This is a genomic window from Vicinamibacteria bacterium (assembly GCA_035620555.1).
Lineage (GTDB): Bacteria > Acidobacteriota > Vicinamibacteria > Marinacidobacterales > SMYC01 > DASPGQ01.
Genome location: DASPGQ010000506.1, coordinates 1 through 3,691 on the forward strand (window position 1 = coordinate 1; position 3,691 = coordinate 3,691).

Here is a 3,691-nt window from a genome sequence, read left to right on the forward strand (position 1 = left end):
AGCCAGGAGAAGGACTGCTTGAATCCTGCGGCTCATTTCTTGGCTCAAATTACTATAGCACTCTCGCGCCACAGCGTGTGTAGCCCAACTCTCCTGGTTAAGGGAGACGTCACTCTCTCGCCTTGAGACCTTTGACCGCTCCGAGGATCATGCGGTGGACTGCGGCGAGCGCCAGCCCGTCCGGGTCGCGCGAAGGAATGGTGGCGAATCCAATGGCCGAGGCTTTGGCGTAACGCTTGAAGATTTCTTCGAACAGCCGCGCCAGCTCTTCGCTCGAAACCCCGTTCGGCACCGCATTGCCGTGAAACTCGACTTCCTTGGGATCGAGCACGTCCATGTCGATGTGAACGTAGAGCTTGTCGGTCGTGCGATGCAGACGATCGAGCTCTCCGAAGAGATCGGCCGACAGGTCGCGGAGGGGCTCGACTCCCAGGACCTCGATGAACGAGTTGTCCAGCATGTGCTGTTCCAGCGGATCCGTCAGGCGCACCCCGGCCATGACGATGTGTTTTTCCGCGATCGGTGGATCCAACCCTGCATCGAGCCGGATGCCGTGGAGAGCCTTGCCCGCGGCCACCGCCACCGGCATGCCGCCAAGCGAACCGCTGCGAGTCGTTTCCGGGGTGTTGTAGTCGGGGTGAGCGTCGAGCCAGAGCAGTCCGACCTTGAGGGGCTCCTGCGGCGGGCCGGAGTTCTGTAGCCCGGCGAGCATGCCCGGAAGCGACGGGCAGCTAGCGAAGAGGCCCACCGAGAAGTAACCGTCCCTCTCGTTCCGAGCGATCGTTTCGCCGTAATGGCCCAAAGCCATGCCGAGCCGTTTCCAGCCGCCGTACTCGGTGTCTTCTTCTTCGGTCAGCGCGGCCTTGCTCACCCGCACTACGGCACCCATGGCTTCCAGTTTTTCGACGAGCCCGCCTCCCGCCATGGTGTCCGGTCCCTCTGATTGCCGATTGGGTGCAAACGGCTGTTTCGAGAGCGCGATCCGGAGCTTACCGTCCGGGCCGACATACTTGTTCGGCGAAGCCATCGACGGCGCGAACAAAATGGCCGTCAGGAATAGAGCCGGAGACTTTTTCACCAGGATCCTCCCGGCCGATGAATATCAGATCTGCGAAAGGAATCGAAACGGCAAAGAGTGGTGCGCCCTAGGCGATTCGAACACCTGACCTACAGATTCGTAGTCTGTCGCTCTATCCAGCTGAGCTAAGGGCGCACCTAGCGCGGGGCGAGAGTCGAATCCTAGCAACCGCCAGCTGTGGCGTCAAGGGTGAGGTACGGGGCGAAAGCGAAACTCCTGCTCCCGATGCTCGCCCCCTTCCTCTCCCTCGATCCGCGCCCAGAGGGTGCCGTCCGGATGCTTCTCATAGCGGATGAGCTTGGGGTGATCGTGCTGCGGGTTCTCGAAGACGGCGGTACTCGCATCGAGCTTCGTCAGCTCGAAATCGGTTCCCGGTCGGCCGTTCGGCTGGGCTACATAGAAGATCCCTTCCCCACGCGTCTCGATGCGAAGAAACTCGAAGGCGACGGTTTTTCCGTCCACGACGGTACGGGAGACACCGAACAGGGTACCGCCTTTGACCGATGTCCATTGCTCCTCGATCTCGACGCCTCCTGATTCGTATAGCCAGCTCCCGGTGAGAAATGCGAGCGGCTCCACACCAGAGCTCGGTCCGTTCTGTGTCGCCGCGACCAGAGCGGATGCAAGGATCAGCCCATTCATGAAGGAGAGCATAGCGCGCGTCTCAGCTCGCCGTATTGTAAGGATGCGACTTCCGCCCGGCGCGGGTGAAGACACGGGTCAGCGCGTTGTCGGAAGCGAAGAAGGCGGCCGGGCTTTCGCCGGTGAAGCGCTTGAAGTCCTTGATGAAGTGGGCCTGGTCGTAGTAGCCGCAGTCGAGAGCGATCTCGGCCCACCTTCGCACGTCGGAGGGAGCACGGCCGAAGATGCTCTGGAAGCGTACGATCCTCGTGAAGGTCTTCGGGGAGAGACCGACTCCCGTTCGAAAGCGCCGCTCGAGCTGGCGCGAGCCGACGCCCATGTGACGAGCGATCTCGCTCACCGACACGCGCCCGTCGGCACCGAGAATCCAGGCCGTGACCGAGTCCAGGTCGCGGTCCCCTTCGTTTCCCGCCACAGCATTCCGGAGAACGCGATCGAGCGCGCGGGAGCGGGACTCGGTGGACTGCGAGTCTTCGAGTCCTTCTTCGATCCGGAAGACGCTTTCGGCAGGCACGAAGCGATTCGCGAGCTCGGACATCGGAAGGCGAAAGAACGGATGGGCGCCCGCGGGGCGAAACCGCACGCCGACGAGGTCGACGCGTCCCGTCGGCTGGATCACGATGCATCGATCCATTTGACCGACGAGCATGCGAGGAGGCTGGATCTCGCTCCTCCCGTCGCGGATTAGTCGCCGGATGGGCGCGTTCAAGTTGAGAACGAGCTCCATGCAACCGTCGGGCAGGATGGACTCGGGCGTCGCGGTGGTCGGCGAGCGCGAGCGCAAGAACCAATAGCACTCGATGTGTCGCCCCAGCGAGGGGTGAGGGGATACCTCTCGATACGAGAGGTTCATATGCCGACTTCGGGCTGCGTCATGCCCGCGTGCAAGTAGGCGTGAGCCATGTGCGGCGTATTGAACGCGAAACCGAGCTCTCCCTTGGGATCGACGAGGATGATTCCGCCTCGTCCCCCGGTCCGTGACTCCAAAGTCCGGATGGCCTGCTGAGCCGCTTCCGCGGGCCCAACGCCTGAGGCCATGGCCCCGACGGCTCGATGGGCAAGAACGACGCGAATGATACCCTCGCCCCAACCGGTCGAAGACGCCGCCCCTCGGCGGTCGTCGGCGAACAGACCCGCTCCGATGAGCGGCGTGTCGCCGACACGGCCGGGGAGCTTCAGCAAGGCTCCGCCCGTCGACGTGGCCGCCGCGACGCAGCCCTTGGAATCGCAGGCTACGGCACCCACGGTGTCCGCCGGCTCGTTCATCCCGAGAAACTCGGTGTCACCCGACTTGAAATTTTTCCTGGCAATCTCGTACCGTCGCCGCTCCCGGTCGATGACGAGCTCACGCGGATCGCAGACCGCAATTCCGCGTGAGCGAGCGAACTCGATGGCCCCCTCGCCGGTCAGCATGACGTGGGGGCAATGCTCCAGGATCTCTCTCGCCAGCGCGACCGCGTGAACGACCCCGGTTACGCAGGCGACCGAACCCGCCCGCAGGCCGGTGCCATCCATGATAGCGGCATCGAGCTGGACTTCACCCCGTGCATTCAGGACCGACCCCTTCCCTGCATTGAAGGCTTCGTCGGCCTCCATGAACTCCACCGCACGCTGTACCGCGTCGAGAGCCGATCCACCGGTCAGCAGCACTTCGAAGCCGATCATGGAGGCACGATGCACACCCCGCAGGTGATCCTCCCGCTCGCCTTCAGGCGTCGCCCAGGCGCCGCCATGCACCAGGATGGAAGCGCGCGCCTTCTTCGATGAGGGCTTATCCATAGGGCAACAAAAAAGGCGCCTCGCAGAGGCGCCGACGAGCGTGTGGTAGCGCTACGGGGATTCGAACCCCGGTTTGATGGCTGAGAACCACCCGTCCTAGTCCCCTAGACGATAGCGCCACCGGGATGACTGCAGCCGCAGCCACGTTCGAAAAGCTAACACACGCGTATGGAGGTGTCAATTCGGCACCCC

Annotated in this window: 4 protein-coding genes and 2 tRNA genes; all 6 read right to left on the reverse strand. The window is 63.2% G+C overall.

Translation table 11 applies throughout. The annotated features are described in order from the left end of the window. Positions 1-109: 109 nt before the first annotated feature. The 6 genes from VEK15_20580 to VEK15_20605 all read right to left on the reverse strand — a co-directional run bounded on the left by VEK15_20580 (position 110) and on the right by VEK15_20605 (position 3,618). Entirely contained in the window at positions 110-1,078 is a 969-nt protein-coding gene (locus VEK15_20580; GenBank protein HXV63109.1) for an arginase family protein, read from the reverse strand. Between the two features lie 58 nt (positions 1,079-1,136). Beyond that, positions 1,137-1,213, reverse strand: a tRNA-Arg gene (locus VEK15_20585). A 48-nt stretch (positions 1,214-1,261) separates the two neighbouring features. After that, positions 1,262-1,720 carry a DUF6265 family protein gene (locus VEK15_20590; protein ID HXV63110.1) on the reverse strand — a complete coding sequence of 153 codons (459 nt, stop codon included), beginning with the start codon at positions 1,718-1,720 and terminating at the stop codon, positions 1,262-1,264. A gap of 22 nt (positions 1,721-1,742) precedes the next feature. Continuing rightward, positions 1,743-2,573, reverse strand: a complete 831-nt coding sequence (locus tag VEK15_20595) for a helix-turn-helix domain-containing protein (GenBank protein ID HXV63111.1) — start codon at positions 2,571-2,573, stop codon at positions 1,743-1,745. Next, entirely contained in the window at positions 2,570-3,499 is a 930-nt protein-coding gene (locus tag VEK15_20600; GenBank protein ID HXV63112.1) for an isoaspartyl peptidase/L-asparaginase, read from the reverse strand. The genes VEK15_20595 and VEK15_20600 overlap by 4 nt, the downstream gene beginning before the upstream one ends. Positions 3,500-3,542: 43 nt before the next feature. After that, positions 3,543-3,618 (reverse strand) — tRNA-Glu (locus VEK15_20605). Positions 3,619-3,691: the final 73 nt, after the last annotated feature.